17 protein-coding genes and 1 riboswitch are annotated in these 20,141 nt (G+C 60.8%); of the genes, 9 read left to right on the top strand and 8 right to left on the bottom strand.

What is annotated here, in order from left to right; genetic code table 11:
* The 3 genes from OA90_RS28200 to OA90_RS24810 all read right to left on the bottom strand — a co-directional run.
* Window positions 1–174 (bottom strand): DUF4372 domain-containing protein (locus OA90_RS28200; RefSeq protein WP_156510631.1); only part of this gene is annotated, 174 nt, incomplete at its 3' end.
* A gap of 257 nt (window positions 175–431) precedes the next feature.
* A complete protein-coding gene (locus OA90_RS24815; protein ID WP_068419280.1) occupies window positions 432–1,112 on the bottom strand; it encodes an energy-coupling factor ABC transporter permease in 681 nt (226 codons plus the stop codon).
* Between the two features lie 54 nt (window positions 1,113–1,166).
* A riboswitch (cobalamin riboswitch) is annotated at window positions 1,167–1,379 on the bottom strand.
* A gap of 67 nt (window positions 1,380–1,446) precedes the next feature.
* A complete protein-coding gene (locus OA90_RS24810) occupies window positions 1,447–2,874 on the bottom strand; it encodes an MFS transporter (protein ID WP_068419315.1) in 1,428 nt (475 codons plus the stop codon).
* 141 nt (window positions 2,875–3,015) lie between these two features.
* Between OA90_RS24810 and OA90_RS24805 the strand changes: the two genes are divergently transcribed.
* The 6 genes from OA90_RS24805 (at window position 3,016) to OA90_RS24780 (ending at window position 8,404) form a co-directional block, all read left to right on the top strand.
* Complete coding sequence (locus tag OA90_RS24805; protein ID WP_068419277.1) at window positions 3,016–3,486, top strand: Rrf2 family transcriptional regulator; 471 nt, start codon at window positions 3,016–3,018, stop codon at window positions 3,484–3,486.
* A gap of 336 nt (window positions 3,487–3,822) precedes the next feature.
* Window positions 3,823–5,040: an NADP-dependent isocitrate dehydrogenase gene (locus OA90_RS24800; protein WP_068419274.1), complete on the top strand. Its 1,218-nt coding sequence runs from the start codon at window positions 3,823–3,825 to the stop codon at window positions 5,038–5,040.
* A gap of 439 nt (window positions 5,041–5,479) precedes the next feature.
* A complete protein-coding gene (locus OA90_RS24795; RefSeq protein ID WP_068419312.1) occupies window positions 5,480–5,758 on the top strand; it encodes a GIY-YIG nuclease family protein in 279 nt (92 codons plus the stop codon).
* A gap of 617 nt (window positions 5,759–6,375) precedes the next feature.
* The gene (locus OA90_RS24790) at window positions 6,376–6,984 is read left to right on the top strand and encodes an ATP-binding cassette domain-containing protein (protein ID WP_082837264.1); all 609 of its coding nucleotides are present in this window, start codon (window positions 6,376–6,378) and stop codon (window positions 6,982–6,984) included.
* A complete protein-coding gene (gene fetB, locus OA90_RS24785; RefSeq protein WP_068419266.1) occupies window positions 6,981–7,781 on the top strand; it encodes an iron export ABC transporter permease subunit FetB in 801 nt (266 codons plus the stop codon). The genes OA90_RS24790 and fetB overlap by 4 nt, the downstream gene beginning before the upstream one ends.
* The gene (locus OA90_RS24780) at window positions 7,778–8,404 is read left to right on the top strand and encodes a glutathione S-transferase family protein (RefSeq protein ID WP_068419255.1); all 627 of its coding nucleotides are present in this window, start codon (window positions 7,778–7,780) and stop codon (window positions 8,402–8,404) included. Before fetB ends, OA90_RS24780 begins: the two co-directional genes overlap by 4 nt.
* A gap of 10 nt (window positions 8,405–8,414) precedes the next feature.
* Here the strand turns inward: OA90_RS24780 and OA90_RS24775 are convergent, their stop codons facing one another.
* On the bottom strand, window positions 8,415–9,110 hold the full coding sequence (locus tag OA90_RS24775; RefSeq protein ID WP_068419250.1) for an aspartate/glutamate racemase family protein: 696 nt from the start codon (window positions 9,108–9,110) through the stop codon (window positions 8,415–8,417).
* Window positions 9,111–9,158: 48 nt separating this feature from the next.
* Here OA90_RS24775 and OA90_RS24770 point away from each other — a divergent pair, with 48 nt between their 5' ends.
* Complete coding sequence (locus OA90_RS24770) at window positions 9,159–9,632, top strand: hypothetical protein (protein ID WP_068419246.1); 474 nt, start codon at window positions 9,159–9,161, stop codon at window positions 9,630–9,632.
* On the opposite strand, the gene OA90_RS24765 is transcribed toward OA90_RS24770, so the two are convergent.
* The 3 genes from OA90_RS24765 to recA all read right to left on the bottom strand — a co-directional run bounded on the left by OA90_RS24765 (window position 9,626) and on the right by recA (window position 15,173).
* Complete coding sequence (locus OA90_RS24765; protein ID WP_068419245.1) at window positions 9,626–10,939, bottom strand: cyclic nucleotide-gated ion channel; 1,314 nt, start codon at window positions 10,937–10,939, stop codon at window positions 9,626–9,628. The two genes, OA90_RS24770 and OA90_RS24765, sit on opposite strands and share 7 nt — an antisense overlap.
* A 192-nt stretch (window positions 10,940–11,131) precedes the next feature.
* Window positions 11,132–13,789 carry an alanine--tRNA ligase gene (alaS, locus tag OA90_RS24760; protein WP_068419242.1) on the bottom strand — a complete coding sequence of 886 codons (2,658 nt, stop codon included), beginning with the start codon at window positions 13,787–13,789 and terminating at the stop codon, window positions 11,132–11,134.
* Window positions 13,790–14,090: 301 nt separating this feature from the next.
* Window positions 14,091–15,173: a recombinase RecA gene (gene recA / locus OA90_RS24755; RefSeq protein ID WP_068419239.1), complete on the bottom strand. Its 1,083-nt coding sequence runs from the start codon at window positions 15,171–15,173 to the stop codon at window positions 14,091–14,093.
* Between the two features lie 388 nt (window positions 15,174–15,561).
* Here recA and OA90_RS24750 point away from each other — a divergent pair, with 388 nt between their 5' ends.
* Both OA90_RS24750 and OA90_RS24745 read left to right on the top strand, forming a co-directional pair.
* Window positions 15,562–16,497, top strand: coding sequence for a PfkB family carbohydrate kinase (locus OA90_RS24750; RefSeq protein ID WP_208986300.1), 936 nt, complete (start codon window positions 15,562–15,564; stop codon window positions 16,495–16,497).
* Window positions 16,498–16,598: 101 nt separating this feature from the next.
* The gene (locus OA90_RS24745; protein ID WP_068419237.1) at window positions 16,599–17,528 is read left to right on the top strand and encodes a pseudouridine-5'-phosphate glycosidase; all 930 of its coding nucleotides are present in this window, start codon (window positions 16,599–16,601) and stop codon (window positions 17,526–17,528) included.
* Window positions 17,529–17,552: 24 nt separating this feature from the next.
* On the opposite strand, the gene OA90_RS24740 is transcribed toward OA90_RS24745, so the two are convergent.
* On the bottom strand, window positions 17,553–19,919 hold the full coding sequence (locus tag OA90_RS24740; RefSeq protein ID WP_208986299.1) for a mechanosensitive ion channel domain-containing protein: 2,367 nt from the start codon (window positions 19,917–19,919) through the stop codon (window positions 17,553–17,555).
* Between the last annotated feature and the right edge of the window lie 222 nt (window positions 19,920–20,141).

Here is a 20,141-nt window from a genome sequence, read left to right as displayed (position 1 = left end):
CTCCCTGAGGCTCTGCGCGCCTGCAAGCTGGCCGAACAAAAGGGCCAGAAACTGGGTCTTCGTCGTCAAACGGCGGACGCGGTGGTCCGCTTTATGCTCATCCACAAGGCGATTGAACTCGCCCCAAGGAACATGCTTCAGCACTTGATGAAAAACGCTATTGTGATGGCGCATGACATTGATCCTCTGTTCGTGTCTCAAACGCGGCCAAACGTCTGAAACCGAGTAGAATCAATGTCATGCGCTCTGTCTAGATTTTTAAACCGGACAGCAGTGGGTCAAGCCCTGCAATGACGGAGCGCTTTCGAGGGTTTTCCGGTTCTCAAGTCAGCACTGCGCTCAACGAGTCGATGGCGACTTGAAAGTTTGTGATCAAACAAAAAGGGCGGCCCGTTGACCGCCCTTTCCGGTGTCTTCAAAAGCATTGCGCCTTAAGCAGCGGCCTCGTGCAGGCGGTTGTTGAAGGCGATGGTCTTCGTGAAGGGTGCCAGTGTCTTGGCCCCGGCCAGGACGGCCAGGTCAACCAGCGGTTCGCCGATAACGACCAGCATGTAGGCCGCGCCGAAGGACCCGATCGAGACCATGTTTTCCGCGCCGAAACCCTGGCCGTAGAAAGCCCAGAACGCCACCCAGGCGACAATGCCGCCCTGATAGGTGGTGGAAAAGGCCAGTGCCTGGGCGTAGGTCACGTCCACATAGGCCGTCTTCTGCGCGATGAGCTTTTTCGCAACGACGCCCACGGCCCAGAGCGGCACGATCAGCGTGGTGACGTTCATGCCGTATTGCGGCAGGTCGAACGGTGCGAACAGCAGCCCCTGCAGCAGCAGACCCAAGGCAAGACCGATAGCTGCCGGTCCGGCTCCGAACATCAGGAACAGCGTCGAGCCGAGAACGAAGTGCACTTCCGAAACGCCGACCGGATAATGCGGCAGCAGTTCGAAGAAGGAGAACACCAGAAGTGTGGTGATGAGCGAGCGTACGGCAAGACTTGCCACACCGCTCTTGCGGATGGTGTCTAGCGCCAGTTTGCCCAGAAGGCCGAAGGACGCGGCAGCCGTGCCGTAGCTGAGAACGATTTTGGCGCCGTCAACGATGCCGGGTTCGATATGCATGTCTGTCTCCTTTGCGCACCCTCCGTGCGCGAACAGGGTTTCTGATTGGCTTTTCGCAAAAAACCGTCGGATGGCAGGTCTCCTGGCTCACGGGTCTCAGCTCCGCCCGCCTTCCCGGCCAAAAGGCCAGTGGCTGAAGGGCATCGCTCACCGCTTACAGTTGCGGGGGCAGCCACGGTATTGGTCCCTGTTGGGTACGCCGCACCGTGTTCCCATTTCATCCGCCGTCACGCTTGTTCAGGCAGAACCATCTCACAAGGTAGATTTGCAGCGATTGCCAAAGGACTGCAAGCGAATTCTCGTCGTTTGCTGTCGTGGGGTGACCGTCGTCCGATTATGTCAACCGGCCGGTCTGCGATTTCATCACAAGGACGGCGGTGAGCGTCAGAAGAAGGAAGATACCGGCCGGATAGAGCAACGCCGCCCGCGCCGCCGCTAGATAGGCGGACGGGGACGAGGACGCCCCGAGAACGTGAAAGAAAATCTGCCCCTGCAAGGCGATCCCGAGGGCAATGCCAATCTGCTGGAAGGCCTGCAGCACGCCCGACCCTGCCCCGGCATCCGGACCGGAAACGCGCGCGAGAATACTCTGGAACAGGGCAGCGATGGCCACTCCTGTGCCAAGTCCGACAGTCAACAGCGGCAGGAGAAAGTCCACCCCGGTCAGCAGCGTGCCAACGGTCGCAAGCCTTACGGACACCATGCCCAGGAACAGGATGAAAATGCCGATGGCGACCCGCTGACCGGTCGTGCGGCCGCCGAGCCGGGCGCTCAGGTAAGAGCCGATCATCACACCCACCGGATGCGGTGCAAGAGCTATCCCGGCCGCGAGAGGCGACAGGCCGAGGCCCGATTGCAGGAAGATCGCAAGAATGAAAAACACACCGGCCAGTCCCGAGAAGAAGGCGCAGACGGTCGCCAGCCCGTAAAGGAACTTCCGGTCCGACAGGAGAACGGTCGGCAAAAGCTGCGCCAGGCCGTTCGCTGATCGACATACCTGCAGCTTCAGGAACAGGCCTCCCAGACCCGCCGAAAGGGCCATCAGCGCAAAGCACCACAGTGGCCAGCCGAGCTGGCGTCCCTCGACCAGAGGGAAAACAAAACCGGTGATCGCCATAGCGAACAGGATCGTGCCGGCCCAGTCGGCCGTCACGCGCTCAGTTGCCCGGATTTTCGGGACGAAGCGCCAGGCGCCGTAAAGCGAGAATATGCCGACCGGTATATTCACCAGGAAAATCGGCCGCCAGCCGAGCCCGGCGATATCGGCCGAAACGATCACGCCGCCGACCAGCGGCCCCGCCACCGCTCCGAGCGCACTTATCGTTCCGAAAAGGCCGATGGCTTTGCCTCGCTCCTCTTCGGGAAAGATCACACGCACGATGGCAAGCACCTGCGGCACCATCATCGCGGCAGCCACTCCTTGGACGGCACGGCTGACGACGAGGCTACCGATATCCGGAGCAAGTCCGCAGGCAAGCGAACTCAGGCTGAAACCGGCAACGCCCCACATGAAAACCCGATCGCGGCCGATCACATCGCCGAACCGGCCAAAGGGCAGAAGCCCCGCAGCAAATGTCAGGACGTAGATAACGAGCACCCATTCCAGTTCGGTGGCTGATGCATGAAGCCCTTCCCGGATTGCGGGAAGCGCGAGATTGACGGCACTCACATCCAGAATGTTCATGAACATGGCAAGATAGAGCGCGGCCAGGGCCGCCCGGCGCCTCGGCATCCCCTCACCTTTTTTCACAACCGCTGGCATCGTTCCGGCGACTCCTTTATCGAAAATCAAAGCATTTCGTTACTTATAAAGTTACAAATTTTTATCTGTCAATCTTTTGTATCGCTGTTTGTAACGTGAGCGGACATACCTTATCCTCGCAGCAACAGCGGAGACCACAAAATGCGCACCGACAGCCGTCTGCCGCGCGTGCTTCACGTGCTTTTGCACCTGGAGCAAGCGGAAGAGCCGTTGACGTCAGAGCAGATCGGAAAGATGCTCAACACCAACCCGTCTCTGGTTCGCCGGACAATGGCAGGCCTGCGTGAGGCGGGTTTCGTCGGCTCCACCAGGGGGCATGGCGGCGGCTGGGTTCTGGAAAGGTCGCTGAACGAAATTGCCCTTGCCGATGTCTACGCCGCCCTCGGCTCCCCTGAGCTTTTCTCCCTCGGCCGCTCCGCTGACGCCCCCGCCTGCCTGCTGGAACGCGCAGCCAACCTGGCCACCGGCAAGGCCCTGGAGGCCGCGCGGGAAACCTTCCAGGCCGAGCTCGAACGGGTGACGGTCGCCGATCTGGTGAGGCCGCATGCGCAGAAGATCAGGGAGCATCAGGAGAAGAGAACCGGCAAGGTTCTCCAAAGGGGTGATCAATGAGAAATCCCATTCGCTCCTCTTCGTAAAACCGGACAAACCCAGCCCTTGCTGCACACAGGTCCGGAAGGATGTCGCAAAAGTTCGATGCTTCCGTGTTCAAATGCCGTTCAAGCAAATGCAGCAACCGGAGAAACTGCATGGTGGATAGAATTTCAAGCCTACGGAAGAATTCAGGCTTGATGCTCTCTGTTCACCGGGAAATCCGGCAGATCCACCCCTTGTCTACACAACCATAATTGTATACAAGCGCACACAATTATAATCTGCTAAAGCACCTCTTCAGAGACATGCGTCTGCACCTCCCCATCTTCTAGAAAAACGCGAGGCCGAGTTTCCATGGCAAAGATCAAAGTCGATAATCCGGTTGTCGAACTTGACGGCGACGAGATGACCCGGATCATCTGGCAGTTCATCAAGGACAAACTGATCCATCCCTATCTCGATATCGATCTGGAATATTACGATCTCTCGATCGAAAAGCGCGACGAGACCGACGACCAGATTACCGTCGATGCGGCCAACGCCATCAAGAAACACGGTGTCGGCATCAAGTGCGCCACCATCACGCCTGATGAGGCCCGGGTCGAGGAATTCGGCCTGAAACGCATGTACCGTTCGCCCAACGGCACGATCCGCAACATCCTCGGCGGGGTGATCTTCCGCGAGCCGATCATCATGCAGAACGTCCCCCGGCTGGTACCGGGCTGGACCCAGCCGATCATCGTCGGCCGGCACGCCTTCGGCGACCAGTACCGCGCCACCGACTTCCGTTTTCCGGGCAAGGGCAAACTGACCATGACCTTCACCGGCGAGGACGGTGAGGTCATCGAGCACGAGGTCTATGACGCGCCCTCCGCCGGCGTTGCCATGGCCATGTACAATCTTGACGACTCGATCCGCGACTTCGCCCGCGCTTCGCTGAACTACGCCCTGCTGCGCAAGGTGCCCTGCTATCTCTCCACCAAGAACACCATCCTGAAAGCCTATGACGGCCGCTTCAAGGATATCTTCGAGGAAGTCTACGAGGCCGACTTCAAGGACAAATACGCTGAAGCCGGCATCTGGTACGAGCATCGCCTGATCGACGACATGGTCGCCTCCGCGCTGAAGTGGTCCGGCGGCTACGTCTGGGCCTGCAAGAACTACGACGGCGACGTCCAGTCCGACACGGTCGCCCAGGGCTTCGGCTCGCTCGGCCTGATGACCTCGGTGCTGATGACCCCGGACGGCAAGACGGTGGAAGCGGAAGCCGCCCACGGCACGGTCACCCGCCACTACCGCCAGCACCAGCAGGGCGAAAGCACCTCCACAAACTCCATCGCCTCTATCTTCGCCTGGACCCGCGGCCTCGCCCACCGGGCCAAGCTCGACGGCAACGACAAGCTCGCCCGCTTCGCCAAGACCCTGGAAAGGGTCTGCATCAAGACGGTGGAAGCCGGCTACATGACCAAGGACCTCGCCCTTCTGGTCGGCCCGGACCAGTCCTGGATGACCACGACAGGCTTCCTCGACAAGATCGACGAAAACCTGGCAAAGGCAATGAGCGAGCTTTAAGGACGGCAGTTGCTGGCACCGGGAATCGAAGGACGGTTCCCGGTCCCAGCCGACCTGTAGCAGCCATCCCCCTCGGCTGTCATCATCTCTGTTGAGTGAACCAGGAAGCCAAGTTCCACCCTCGGCCGTCACCCCGGCCAAGCGCAGCGCCGAGCCGGGGCCCACTCATTCGCAGAGACTCTGTTGGGTGTCTCGAAAGCCGCTTCACACACCACCCCCAGGACAAACAATAAGGCGCGCAGGGCCCGGATGCGGGTCGCAACCGCCGACGGACAATCGCCTTTGCTTCGGCAACCGGCACCGCGAGTGGGCCCCGGGTCTTCGCTTCGCTGCGCCCGGGGTGACACCCGGAGGGGAGCCGCAGTGCCGCCGGAACTTGTGCTCTGCGTGCGTGAGCAGCTACAAATCCGGAATTGGTAAAAGCAACGCGATCAGCCGAGTGCCTTACTTCGTTTACATTCTCGCAAGCCGAAAGCACGGCACCCTCTACGTCGGCGTCACCAATGATCTCGCACGGCGGACAGAACAGCACCGTTCAGGAACGGCCACAGGCTTCACGCGCCAACATGCCGTCCACAGACTTGTCTACGCCGAGGAATTCGATCTGATCGACGAAGCCATCGCGGTGGAAAAGCGGCTGAAGAAATGGCGGCGCTCCTGGAAAATTCAACTCATCGAAAAAGCAAACCCGGACTGGCACGACCTCCTTGCGCCATGACCGAGGCTTTCATTCCACACAAGCCGCACGGAGAATTGTACCGGAGAGCGTTGCTGCCGCCGATGTAAAATCACCCTTGCTTCGACAAGCGGCACCGCGAGTAGACCCCGGAGCAAAGGAGCGTTGCCAAGGCAAAACCTGTCCGCCTGGATTTCCCCAAAGGGACGAAGAGCCTCCATCCGGATACCTCTGACCCGATTACAGAAGCCGCCCCAGCCACGTCATCAACTCTGATGGCTTAGCCAAGAGGCCAAATGCCCCCTCGGCTGTCACCCCGGCCAAGCGTAGCGCTGAGCCGGGGCCCACTCGTTCGAAGAGCCTCTGTTGGGTGTCTCCAAGTCCGCTTCGCACACCGCCCTACGACAGGAAAGATGGCACGCAGGCCCGGATGCGGATAGCAACCGCCGATGTAAAATCACCCTTGCTTCGGCAAGCGGCACCGCGAGTGGGCCCCGGGTCTCCGCTGGGCTGCGCCTGGCGTGACACCCGGTAAAGCTCCTTGGACGGCGCTTCATCTCGCCCGCTTGAGCAATGATCGCCTTTTCCGCATTCAAATAATTCCAACCGACTGCAGGTTGTTCTAGGCTCTTCACCAACCGCGACTGAGGAGACGCTTGGTGCTGACAATCGAGAAGCTGAGGACGTCGCTGGTCGGGCCCGTCGATCTTGCCCTGGCAAAAGGCAGTTTCACGGCGATCTCCGGTCCCTCCGGAGCTGGAAAGTCACTGCTCTTGCGCGCTATTGCGGATCTCGACCTGAGCCACGGCAGCCTGATGCTCGAAGGGACGGAGCGGGAGAAAATGCCGGCGCCCGTCTGGCGCAGGCAGGTTTCTTTTGTTCCAGCCGAAAGCGGCTGGTGGGCGGAGGATGTGCGCGATCATTTCACCGACGCGCCCGATCTCGAATCGCTGTTGGAGGCCGTCGGCCTGAAGGACGCCCTCTGCTGGCAGGTCTCGCGGCTTTCCACCGGAGAGCGCCAACGGCTCGCCCTGATCCGCGCGCTGCAGCTTGGCCCGAAGGTCCTGCTTCTGGACGAACCGACTTCGGCGCTCGATCCACCGTCGGTCGCCAGGGTCGAGATCCTGATGAAGGACTTTACGGCAAGCGGCTGCGCCATCCTGTTCGTCACCCACGATCCGGATCAGCCGGACCGTCTCGGCGCCCGTCACCTGTATATGGAAAAAGGCAGGTTATCTGCTTTCCCTTCCCGGGAACACACGCAATGAACGGATATCTGGCCCTCACCTATTGGGATCTGGCCGCCGCCTCGGTTTTCCTGATCCTGAACGCGATCTTCTCCATCGCCCTCAACCTTGGCCTCGCACGCACGCTCATCGTTTCCGCCCTGCGCATGACTGTGCAACTCGTTCTGGTCGGACTGATCCTGAAGGCAATCTTCTTTGCGGGCTCCCTTTGGTGGACCCTGCTTGCCGCCGCCGTGATGGCCGCCTTCGCGGCCCGCGAAATCCGGGCGCGTCAGAAGCGGCGTCTGGATGGGTTTTGGGGCGTTGGCCTTGGCGCCGGGGCGATGCTGCTCGCCGGCTCGCTGGTAACGCTCTACGCTCTTGCCGGGCTGATCCGTCCCGAGCCTGTCTGGCAGCCGCAATACGCCCTGCCGCTCTTCGGCATGATCCTCGGAAACACCATGACCGGGGTCAGCCTCGGTCTCGACACGCTGCACACGGCGCTTGCACAGGGAAAGCGTGAGGTGGAGGCCAGGCTGCTTCTGGGTGGAACCCGCTGGGAAGCGACACGCCCTGCCCTGCGCCAGGCGCTGCGGTCCGGCTTCACACCCATCATCAACGCCATGGCGGCAACCGGCGTCGTCTCGCTGCCGGGCATGATGACCGGCCAGATCCTCTCCGGCGTCGATCCACGCGAAGCCGTGAAATACCAGCTCATGATCATGTTCCTGCTCGGCGGCGCCACAGGCCTCGGCGTGCTGGGCGCGACTTTCGCCAGCATCTGGCGCCTCACCGACACACGCCACCGGCTGCGTCTCGACCGATTGGACAAACGATGATTGACCTATTCGGAGCCGATTATTCGGTCTATGTGCGCGCCGTCCGGCTGGCGCTGGAAGAAAAAGGGGTCGCCTATGTGCTTCACCCGGTCGATGTCTTCGCACCGGAAGGTCCGCCTCCCGGATATCTGGACTTGCATCCCTTCGGCAGGATTCCGGCGCTGAAGCAGGACGGTTTCACGCTCTACGAGACAATCGCCATTCTGCGCTACGTGGACGAGGCCTTCGACGGCCCGCCCCTGCAACCGGCAACGCCACTGGAGCGGGCCCGCATGACACAGATCCAGTCGATCCTGGATGCCCATGCCTATCGCACACTGGTCTGGGAGATCTATGTCGAGCGGGTGGTCAAGCCTCGTAAGGGCGGTGCGCCTGACGAGGTCGGGATCTCCTCCGCTCTCGGCCCGGCCCGCAGGATCGTATCAGCCCTGGAAGCTCTGGCATCGTCCGGCCCGTTTCTGCGCGGTGACCACCCGACCCTCGCCGATTGCCACGCCGCCCCCATGCTCGACCTTTTTCAGAAGGCAGAAGAAGGCGCCATGCTTCTCAAAGCTGCCCCCCGGCTCACCGCCTGGTTGGAAAGGTTCAGGGCAAGGGACAGCTTTCAGACTGTGATAGCCTAGGGTCCGCACCCTAGACATCAAGCGCGAAATCCAGCGCCGCCTTGGCATGCAGCGCGGTCGTATCGAAGGCGGGGATATCGAAATCCTCAGCCTTCACCAGAAGGCCGATTTCCGTGCAGCCGAAGATCACGCCATCCGCGCCACGCGCCTTTTCCCGGGCAACCGCCTCCAGATAGGTCTGCTTGGAATCCGCCCAGATTTCACCGCGGCAGAGCTCCTCGTAAATGATCCGGTGAATTTCCTCCCGGTCTTCCGCCTGCGGCACACGGACATCTATGGCGTGCCGGTCCTTCAGGTGGCCCTTGTAGAAATCCTGTTCCATCGTATAGGCCGTGGCCAGCAGCAACGGCGCCTTGCAGCCGGCTTCCCTGATCGCGGGTGCGGTCGCATCGGCGATGTGGATCAGCGGCATCGAAACCGCCTCCTGCACCTGCCCGGCCATCTTGTGCATCGTGTTGGTGCAAATCACCAGGCACTGCGCCCCGCCACGTTCCAGATTGCGGGCCGCCTCAACCATCAGCTCCGTCGCCTTGTCCCAGTCCCCGGCCGCCTGGGCCGCCTCGATCTCGGCAAAGTCGAAGGACCAGAGAAAACATTTGGCCGAATGCAGCCCGCCGAGCCGCTCCCGCGCCATTCGGTTGAGCATCTGATAGTAGGTGGCGGTACTCTCCCAGCTCATCCCGCCGAGCAGTCCGATAGTTTTCATGTTACGTTTTCCCTGCAATGGTCAAACAGGAATATCAGCAGGACCACGATGATTGAATCATTTTCTGAACCAAGACGCTTTTCTCTTTATTATCAAATCATTAGAGGACTTTTCTTAAGTTCGCTCCTTCTGCTTGCAGCAGGGTACGGCGTTCGCGCCCAGAGCATTCATGAACCGGCGCGCGGCACCCTCGAGCGTTCCGAACTGCTCAATGCGGTACGTCCGATGCTGGAGGCCAGGGTCGGCCCGCCGGTCGAATTCGTGGTCGACTGGATGCGATCCGGCAACGGCTGGGCCTTCGTCCAGCTCAGTCCCCAGCGGCCGGGCGGCGGCGTCATCGACCTCTCGCGGACCACTTTCGCCAGCAATGCAGAATATATGGACGGCCTGCTCACTATCGCGCTGCTGCGGCATCAGTACGGCCGCTGGAACCTGATCGATTTTGCCGTCGGCCCGACAGACGTCTTCTGGCATGGCGATCCACTCTATGCACAGTTGCCGCCCGGCCTCACACCCTATTGAGGCTTGGGATCCTCAGAAGGGGGCTTGTCGGTTGACGCTGCCTCGCCCTTCCCGTCTTCGCTGAAGAGCTCCGGTTCCTCACGCGCATCGTCCATCGATGCGAATACGCCCGCTTGCTGGAGTTCTTCTTCAGCAAGCTCGCCGAGGACTTTCTTGCCCTGGTGCGCCCGTTCCTTCGCCTCTTCCATGATTTTCTTGGCGAGTTCCTCATCCCGGTCCATGAGATGGTGCAGCGCTTCGGCTTCCAGCACGAGCAACTGGCAGTCCCTGTAGGCGATGATATTCGCGGTTCTTCGGGTCTGGTTGATCAGTGCCAGTTCGCCGAAGAAACTTCCCACGCCGAGATAAACCGTTTCATGCGGCAGCCTGATCTCCACCTCGCCGTCGGAAATGAAGAACATCCGGTCGGCCACGGCGCCTTTCTCGGCGATCGTGCTTCCCTTGCGCACACTCTGGGCCTGCAGAAGTTTGGCGACCTCGGCAATTTCCGTCGCCTTCAGGTCCTCGAACAGCGGCACACGCGCGACCATCGACCAGGTAACCACAAAATCCCGGCTGTGAATTTCCCGGGCGAAGGCCGATGCGATGATGCCCACCGGCAGTGCAATGAGGCCATAGCCCATGAACATGACCACGCTGGCGATCATTTTTCCCAGATTGCTGATCGGCACAACGTCACCATAACCGACCGTGGTCACGGTGGTGATCGCCCAGTACATGCCATGCGGAATGCTGCGGAACTTTTCCGGCTGATGGCTGTGTTCCACCAGATACATCACCGTGGCCGCGAGAAGCACCACGCCGAAGATGATCATGCTTGAGCCGAGCAGCGCTTTCCTCTCCCCGGCAACCGCCGAAATGAGCGAGCGCAAGGCCGGAGAATAGCGGGCCAGCTTGAGAAAGCGCAGCAGCCGCAGAATGACGACGACGGTCACCGCCTGGTTTGGCAGGAACAGCACGAAGAGCAGCGGCAGCGCGCCGATCAGGTCGACAATGGCATCGGGGTGCATCGCATAACGCACCCGCGACCAGAAGGGGCCGTAGCGGCGCAGCGGCGGATGCAGGTCGGCGACGTAGAGCCGCAGGATATATTCGACCAGAAACATGAGACCGCAGCCGAGCTGTATGAAACCCAGATAGGTGTTGAGGACCTGCCGGACTTCCGGAACCGTCTCCAGAACGGCCAGCACGATATTGCCGAGAATCAGAAAGACAAGAAACTGACGAAGCGTACGCGCCGCGACTTTCCGGTTTCCCGTATCCTCCAGCACTTCAAATAGCGCCCGTTTGACGTCCTGGCCGTGCACCGCGCGTCTCCGTCTCTCATGAGGTCCCGCATGAATAGCGGAAGAAAGCAAAAGGACAAAATGTCAGGCCGCGCCGCATACGGAAATCTTCAAATGCGATCAGGCTGTTCTCACGCGCATTCGCAGCAGCTCGGAAAGGCCGACCTCCGGTCCGGCTGGACAAGGCGTGCCCTCCGGCACGCCTCACCGGCGTTAAAGTCCGGCCAGATGCGCTTCGATGGCGGAAACCGCCGCATCGGCTTTTGAGCCGTCCGGACCGCCGGCCTGGGCCATGTCCGGCCGTCCGCCACCACCGCGCCCGCCAAGCGCCTCCGATCCGATCCGCACCAGATCCACGGCGCTGACTTCGCCGGTCAGGTCCTTGGTGACGGCCGTGACGATTGCCGCCTTGCCGTCGTCCGCCACGCTGATCAAGACGACAACGCCGGAGCCGAGCTGGGTCTTGGCCTCATCGGCCATGCCCTTCAGATCCTTGGGATTGATGCCTTCCACGGCGCGGGCCATCAGCTTGAACCGGCCAGCATCCTTCACCGGCGTGCCCTCGCCGCTTCCGCCGCCCATGGCGAGCTTCTTCCTGGCCTCGGCCAGTTCCTTTTCCAGCCGCCTGCGGTCTTCCATCAACTGGCTGACGCGGGTCGGAACCTCATCCGCACTGGTCTTCAGGATGCCGGCGATTTCGCGTATCCGCTTATCCTGTGCATCGAGATACGTCCGGGCCTCGGCCCCGGTGAGCGCCTCGATTCTGCGGACGCCCGCCGCAACCGCACTTTCCGACACGAGGGTCACGAGACCGATGTCGCCCGTGCGCTTCACATGGGTTCCGCCGCACAGTTCCAGCGAATAGGGTTTGCCTTCCTTGCCACCATGAAGAGCCGTGCCCATGGAGACAACACGAACTTCATCGCCGTATTTTTCGCCGAACAGGGCCATCGCGCCGGCTTCAATGGCATCGTCCACCGCCATCAGGCGGGTATCCACGGGCGCATTCTGGAGAACGATCTCGTTGGCGAAAGTCTCGACCGTGGCCAATTCCTCGTCGCTCATCGGCTTGGGATGAGAAAAATCGAAGCGCAGCCGATCCGGCGAAACAAGAGAGCCTTTCTGCGCCACATGGGTGCCGAGCACCTCGCGCAGGGCTTCATGCACCAGGTGGGTCGCCGAATGGTTGGACCGCACGGCGCCGCGCCTTGCATGATCCACCTTCAGCTCCAGCGCCGTCCCCGGAACCAACTCGCCTTCTTCGACAGTAACGGCGTGCACGAACAGGCCATCGGCTTTCTTTTGCGTATTGGTGACGCTGACCCTGACGCCGGCGCCCAGCATTTCACCGGTATCACCGACCTGACCACCGCTTTCGGCATAGAAAGGCGTCTGGTTGAGAATGACGTAGCCACTCTCGCCAGCGGACAGTTTTTCAATCTCCTTGTCGTCGGCGGCCAGCGCAGCGACAACACCCTCGGCGGTTTCTGTCTCATAGCCGAGGAAGTCCGTCGCCCCGTGCGTGTCCTTCAGCGCGAACCAGACTGCCTCCGTCGCCGCGCTGCCGGAACCGGACCAGGCTGCGCGCGCCTCGGCCTTTTGCCGCTCCATGGCGGCGTTGAAACCGTCCGTGTCAACGCTGATGTCGCGGGCGCGCAGCGCGTCTTGTGTCAGATCGAGCGGAAAGCCGAATGTGTCATAGAGCTTGAAAGCGGTTTCGCCGTCGAGCCGGCTGCCGGATGAAAGATCCCCGGTCGCGCTGTCGAGCAGTCCGAGACCGCGCTCCAGCGTCTTGCGGAAACGGGTTTCCTCCAGCTTAAGCGTCTCGGTGATCAGCGCCTCGGCGCGGATAAGCTCCGGATAGGCCCGGCCCATCTCCCGCACAAGTGTCGGCACCAGCCTGTGCATCAGCGGCTCGGCCGCGCCCAGCAGATGGGCGTGGCGCATGCCGCGACGCATGATCCGGCGCAACACATAGCCGCGTCCTTCATTGGACGGCAGCACGCCGTCGGCGATCAGAAAGCTCGTGGAGCGCAGGTGATCGGCGATCACCCGGTGGCTGGAAAGTGCCGCGCCGCTGGCATCCACGCCTGTCTCGTGTTCGGATGCGGAAATCAGCGCCCGGAAAAGATCAATATCGTAGTTGTTGTGGACTCCCTGCAACACGGTCGCCAGTCGCTCCAGACCCATGCCCGTATCAATCGACGGCCGCGGCAGGTCGAGACGCGCCTCCGGCGTCTGCTCGTATTGCATGAAGACAAGGTTCCAGATCTCGATGAACCGGTCACCGTCCTCATCGGCGGATCCTGGAGGGCCACCCCAGATATGCTCGCCGTGATCATAGAAGATTTCCGAACACGGACCGCACGGACCGGTATCGCCCATCGTCCAGAAATTGTCGGATGTCGGTATGCGGATAATCCGGTCCTCGCTCAGACCGGCGATCTTCTTCCAGTAATCGGCGGCCTCAGTGTCCTCGGAATAAACGGTGACCAGCAGCCTGTCCTCGGGCAGGCCGTATTCCCGGGTGATCAGGTTCCAGGCGAATTCGATCGCCTGATCCTTGAAATAGTCGCCGAAAGAAAAATTGCCGAGCATTTCAAAGAACGTATGGTGTCGGGCCGTGTAACCGACATTGTCCAGGTCATTGTGCTTGCCGCCGGCGCGAACCACCTTCTGCGCCGTGGTCGCACGCGAATAGGGGCGCTTTTCCAGACCGGTGAAAACATTCTTGAACTGGTTCATGCCCGCATTCGCGAACATCAGGGTCGGATCGTTGCGCGGGACCAGCGGTCCGGACTCGACCACTTCGTGATCGTTCTTCTTGAAATAGTCCAGAAAGGTCGATCGGATTTCATTAACGCCGGTCATTCGGATCTCGCATCGGTCCGGCCGCGTTCCGCGGGCCTGTTAACAGTCTTTCCCGGCTCGGTATCCTGATCTGGATGCGCGCCGGAACAGCCTTTTAACTTTGACCTCTAACCCTGTCCAGCGGTTGCACACCGGCAAGGTCGGGCAAACAGGCGGCAACGCCTTCAGATCAGCTTCGTCCGAGCCAGATCCTGAAAACCAAAGGCCCTCTTCCGGCGAACGGAAAAGGGCCCTTGAAAAATTCAAGACAGCTGGGCGGCCTGCCTCCAGAAGCAATCACCTGAAGGCAGGCAAAAGTCTCTTATTCCGCGGTATCTTCCGAATCGCCAGCCGCGACTGCATCCGGATCGATGATCGCTTCCGCGATGAGGCCGGCATTCTGCCGGATGGCAAGTTCGATCTCATCGGCGATTTCAGGGTTGTCTTTCAGGAACTGCTTGGAATTTTCACGCCCCTGCCCCAGACGCTGGCTGTTGTAGGAGAACCAGGCACCGGATTTTTCAACGATGTTGCCCTTCACGCCCAGGTCGATCAATTCACCCGTCTTGGAGATGCCTTCCCCGTAAATGATGTCGAATTCGATCTGACGGAAAGGAGGCGCGAGCTTGTTTTTCACCACCTTCACGCGGGTCTGGTTGCCGACCACCTCGTCCTTGTCCTTGATCGCACCGATGCGGCGGATATCGAGACGGACGGAAGCATAGAATTTCAGGGCGTTACCACCGGTCGTGGTTTCCGGCGAACCGAACATCACGCCGATCTTCATGCGGATCTGGTTGATAAAGATCACCATGCACTTCGATTTGGAAATCGAAGCGGTGAGCTTGCGCAGCGCCTGGCTCATCAGCCGTGCCTGCATGCCCGGCAGGCTGTCGCCCATCTCCCCTTCCAGCTCCGCCTTCGGGGTCAGGGCCGCCACGGAGTCGACGACCAGCACGTCGATGGCGCCGGATCGCACGAGCGTATCGGCGATCTCCAGGGCCTGTTCCCCGGTGTCTGGCTGCGAAATCAGCAGGTTGTCGATATCGACGCCCAGCTTGCGTGCATAAATCGGGTCCAGCGCATGTTCTGCGTCAATGAACGCGCAAATGCCGTCGGCCTTCTGGGCCTCGGCGACCACATGCAACGACAACGTGGTTTTACCGGAGGATTCCGGACCGTAGATCTCGACGACGCGGCCACGTGGCAACCCGCCGATCCCCAAACCGATATCCAGGCCCAGCGACCCGGTTGAAACCGACTGAACCTCAACGGCCTGACCCTGGCCCATCTTCATGATGGATCCCTTGCCGAAGGCTCTTTCGATCTGGCTGAGCGCTGCATCCAGCGCTTTTGTCTTATCCATCTGGGTGCTTTCTACGAGACGAAGTGTACTTTGCGACATGGCTCACGCTCCTTATTCCACGATGGACGCGGCGTTTCAATGAAAGCCTTTGTACACTCTTTGTTCTCATTTTGCAACCCGATAAAACCGATTGGTATATAAATGGAAATGACCGTTTGTTTCCAATATGTTCCTTCCAGTCAATTAAAAACTTACCCAGCGTAAGAAGAGAACGGGAACATGCCAGTGTTTGCGCCTCGGGCAGAATCAACGCCCGCACCCCGGGGAGAATCGTTTCCAGCTTGGAGAAGCGGTTGCCGCACGCGTAACGATCTGCTAGCCCGCTGGTGAACAGGTCCGGCCGGTCAACGGTCACCGGTCCCGCAACACCCGTGCACCCTTGTTTGTACTCGGAACGCGGGAGATTTCGGCGAGGATGTTTCCGACGATGTTTTCCAGTTCCGCCCGGCCCGTGATCGCGATTGGCGCAATCCACCTTGATACGATCGCCCATGCCGGAGAAACAATCCGCCGCGAAACCTCCACGCCGGCGATATTCAGCTCACGGCCCGGCGGCGTAGCCACCAATGTTGCCCGCGCCCTTTGCCGGCTTGGCGTCAAGACAAGCCTTGTCGGCGTACTCGGAGACGACAGCGCCGCGCAGATGCTCGCCGGCCAGCTTGGCGGCGAAGGGCTCAGGCTGGCCCATGCGACACGGCCCGGTATGTCGACCGGTCAATATCTGGCGCTGCACGATCCCGACGGTTCGCTTGCCGCGGCCTGCGTCGACGACCGGATCTTGTCCGAAGCCCCTGCCGAGCTTTTCGACCCGATCCTTGCCGAACTGATCACCCGTACATCAAGCAAAGCTCTCTGGTTTATCGACGCCAATCTGCCGGAACCGGTGCTGAAGAGCGTGACCGGCAGGCTGGCCGCCGGAGTGAACGGACCCCTGGTCATCGCCAATGCCGTCTCCGAGGCCAAGGCTCCCCGGCTGAAATCCGTTCTTGGACGCCTCGATTGCCTGTTCCTGAATCGCGGCGAGGCCGCCGCCCTGACCGGTCTTTCCCGGGACGCCTCGCAGGACGATCTTGCCCGTGCACTGGCAGGAACCGATCTTCGCAGTTTCGTTCTGACCGGTGGCAGGGGCGACGTTCTGGTCCGGGAGGACAACGAACTGACGCGGTTTTCTCCGCCTCAAGGCGATATCGTCGATGTGACCGGCGCCGGAGACGCCCTCGCTGCCGCAACGCTCGCGGCGCTTGCAAGGGGATATTCCCTCACCAAGGCCCTTCCCTTCGGCCTTTCCGCCGCCGCGCTGACGTTGCGCACGACCGGCGCACTCGCGGCAGACCTCTCCTGGGATGCGCTCAAGGTCATTTGACCGGATGGACAAATTCACCGCTTGGCGCTGTACCTTGCGGCGCCTATAAGACCGGCACTCTCCTGAAACGCCGATATGATCCGGCAGAAAGGCCCGTTCCCGTGACACATCCCGACACCGCCACCCTCAAGGACCTGATCGTCTACAATGACGAGGTGCGGGCCGCCCTGGCGGCGGACAAGCCAATCGTCGCGCTGGAATCCACCATCATTACCCACGGCATGCCGTTCCCGCAAAATGTCGAGACCGCCCGCCGGGTGGAAGCCGATATCCGCGCCGAGGGAGCCGTTCCGGCAACGATTGCCATAATGGACGGCCGGATCATGGTCGGCCTGAGCGATACCGATCTCGACCGCCTGGCGCAGGCGGATAATGTGATGAAGTGTTCGCGCGCGGACCTGACCTTCGCGCTTGCCTCCGGCCTCTACGGCGCCACGACGGTCGCGGCCACCATGATGGCGGCCGATGCGGCCGGCCTGAAGGTTTTCGCCACCGGCGGCATCGGCGGTGTCCACAAGGGAGCGGAGCTCAGCTTCGATATTTCCGCCGATCTCGACGAGCTTGCCCGCACGCCGGTCTGTGTCGTCTCCGCCGGCGCCAAGGCGCTTCTCGATATTCCCAAGACCCTGGAAGTGCTCGAAACCAAGGGCGTTCCTGTCATCGCCTACGGCACGAAGGAATTGCCGGCGTTCTGGTCCCGTTCCAGCGGCCTTCCGGCCCCCTACTCCCTGAATTCGGCTACGGAGATTGCCGCCCTTCTGAAGACCCGCGCCCTGTTTGCAGATCACGGCGGAATTCTGATCGCCAATCCCGTTCCGGAAACCGATGAAATCCCGCAGGACGAGATGGCCGGTTACATCGACACGGCGATCCGCAAGGCAGAAACGGAAAATATCAGGGGCAAGGAAGTCACGCCTTTCGTTCTCGGCGCGCTGTTTGATTTGACCGGCGGCCGCAGCCTTGAGACCAATATCGCGCTTGTGCGCAACAATGCCCGGCTCGCCGCCAGGATTGCGGCGGAGCTGGCCTGAGCCAGGACGCCCTTGCGGTAACGGTCAGTCCGGATCTCGCGCTTCGCTGCGCCGTTCGATGGCATCCGCCAGCCGGTCGATGTCCCTCAGGTGCAGGTCGCGTTGCGGGAACGGAATTTCGATCCCCGCCTTGCCAAGCTCGTTATAGACGGTGAAGTAGAGATCCGACCGGGTGGTGAGAATGGTTCCAACGTCTTTCAGGTAACATCGGAGCTCGAAATCAAGCGAACTGTCACCAAGCCCGGTGAACAGAACCGACGGCATCGGATAGCGCGTGATGGACGTATGCCCCCTGGCTGCGTCAAGAAGGATCGATTTCACTTTTTCCAGATCGCTGCCATAGGCCACCCCGACCGGCAGAATAAGGCGGCCGGTCTTGCTCGACAGTGTCATGTTCTTGACCGTTCCGGCGATCAGGTCCGAATTCGGGATGATGACGTCATGCCGGTCGAAAGTCTCGATCCGGGTCGATCTGACGGAGATCTTGCGCACATATCCGGATTGTCCCGAAACTTCGATCCAGTCGCCTTCCTTGATCGGCCGTTCGATCAGCAGGATGATCCCGGAGACGAAGTTGGACACGATGGTCTGCAGGCCGAAGCCGATGCCGACCGAAAGCGCACCGGCCACGACCGCAAGGCTGGAGAGATTCAGGCCCGCGGTGGAAACCGCAATCAGGACGGCCAGTGTCAGCCCCACATAGCTGACCCCCGTCAGCACCGCATTCCTGGCGCCGGCATCCATTCGTGTTTGCGGCAGAACCGATCTTCTCAGAAGATTCTGGAGCCATCTCGTGACGAGCATCCCCAGCCCGAACACCGCAATCAGTATGATGAAGGAATCCAGCGACAGCCGGATATCGCCGAACTGGACGCCATTATAGAGCAGCCGGCCGACTTCAACGATATCCGTCGGGCGCGCGCCCCAGGTCATGGCGATCAGCGGCGCAAAGACGAGCGTCAGGCCGCAGACCAGACTGATTGAAAGCGAAATGGGGACCGGCGCCGTGTCTTCCTTGTCGGTTACCGCATTAAAAATTTGCCGGGCGAGGTGGTAGAGCAGATAGCCCAGACCCAGTTGGGCCACGGTGACGATCATCGGGATGCTCGCCACCCGGGCAAGCTTGACATATCCGGCAAGAACGACGCCGACCGCCAGGAGGGCGGCCCCTCTCATCAACAGCGACAGAAACAGCAGAAACCCGGAATCTTTCAGATGGACATCGGTTTCATCGGGTTCTCCATCCTCACGCAGTTCGGACGGTTCCGTGGCGGCTTCATTTTTTCTGAGTGTCCCCGCCAGCAACCACAGCAGGCCTGCCGCCAGGAAAATCAGCGGCGCCGACAACACCGAAATTGCGGCCGGGCCGAACGCCTGATCGATTTCGAGCGTTTCCAGAAGCAGTTCCAGCATCAGGAAAACGCCCAGCGCCTGACATAACCGCAAGCCGCGCAGCGCTTCCGCGTCCGACAGATCGAGCATCCGCCAGCGCTGCGCTTCGGGAGCAAAAATCGTATGTCCCAGCCAATGGGCGATGATCATCACAATCGCCAGAACAGGCAAGGCGCTAACGGCCGTCCTGACGGCATTGGGGCGGATGTCCAGAATCGGAAGGATCGCGACAAGGGCCACCGCCCCGATCACGGGCAAAAGGATGAAGGTCGAATTGCTCGCCAGCGCAAGCAACAGTCCCCTGACCCCTCCGCGCCGGCGTTCGGCGTGACGCATCAGCCCCCGCGACAGGGGAAACTGCAAGAACACGAGAAAACCCAGGCCGAAAAGAGCAAGACCCAGCGCGATGGGGACTGTCCGGTTCAACTGCTTGGAAACGCTCGGCCGTGCCAGTTCACTCTGGATGTCCCGCCAGAGGCGCTGCCGGAATTCAGAAACTTCCTCCAGACCGTTTTGCCAGGTGGAGACCACCAGCGGTGTCGGATACCGCTCCACGACTTCCTGCAGTTTTCGCAGTCGCAGCTGCTTGTCCAATTCGCGAATGAGAACCTCGACATGCCGCAAGGTCTCGCCAGCCTGCCGGATGGGCGCATTCGCCTTCGCCAGCGCGTTCTCCAGTTCCAGACGGCGCGCCGCGACATCAGCCGCCTCCCCGGCTCCCTCGGCAGGCGCCGGACCCAGACTTTCGAGCTGCGCGGACAGCAGATCCGCTGCAAGATCATCACGCCGGACGATGGCTGCATTGGCGTCGCGCACTTCAGCAAGCTGCCCGCGCAACAGCTCAAGGGCTTGTACCGAAACCGTCTTTTCCTCGATTGCCCTGACCGCGCGTTCAAAAAGCGATTGCGAAGTCCCGCCCGCTTCCGCCACAGGAAGCTCTTGGTTTTCTTGCGCGTGGGCGGCTCCCACCGCCAGTCCCAGAAGCATCAGTGCCGTCATCAAAGCTGAACGGACGGCGGTTCCGGTCATCTGGAAACAATTGCAAGCATGCGGTTTTCGCGCAACCACGGCTGTCACGTTCGGTCTCTTTTCCAAAAACTCAAGTCTCCGCACCGGATGCATAACCGGTTTTGAATGGAAGCGCGAAAGAGCCTAGAGCACTTTCCGCCCTGCTTCGATACAGCCATGTCGTAAAATTCTCTTATGGGTAGCCGGAAAGGC

This window comes from Labrenzia sp. OB1 (assembly GCF_001624695.1).
In the GTDB taxonomy this organism is placed as follows: domain Bacteria; phylum Pseudomonadota; class Alphaproteobacteria; order Rhizobiales; family Stappiaceae; genus Roseibium.
The sequence above is the reverse complement of the archived record's forward strand: the minus strand, read 5'-3'. Positions and strand labels throughout refer to the sequence as shown.